Here is a 291-nt window from a genome sequence, read left to right on the forward strand (position 1 = left end):
CAAGCGCTTAGAGTTGTATTAGAACGTGCGAAAACATACAACGTACCAAGAACAAATATTGATCGTGCAGTTGAAAAGGCAAAAGGCGGTTCAGAAGAAAATTATGACGAGCTTCGTTATGAAGGATTCGGACCAAACGGATCTATGGTAATTGTAGATACACTTACAAATAACGTAAACCGTACTGCAGCAGATGTACGAGCTGCTTTTAGCAAAAACAGTGGTAACATGGGTGTAAACGGTTCTGTAGCTTACATGGTTGATGCGTCAGGTGTATTCGGTCTTGTAGGA

At 41.2% G+C, this 291-nt stretch carries 1 protein-coding gene; it reads left to right on the plus strand.

Going from position 1 to position 291, the window contains the following annotated elements; all coding sequences use genetic code 11:
* Positions 1-291: YebC/PmpR family DNA-binding transcriptional regulator (locus ACSG5Z_RS31420; RefSeq protein ID WP_435712908.1), on the plus strand; the 291-nt coding region annotated here is incomplete at both ends.

The organism is Bacillus pretiosus (assembly GCF_051294775.1).
Classification (GTDB): domain Bacteria; phylum Bacillota; class Bacilli; order Bacillales; family Bacillaceae_G; genus Bacillus_A; species Bacillus_A wiedmannii.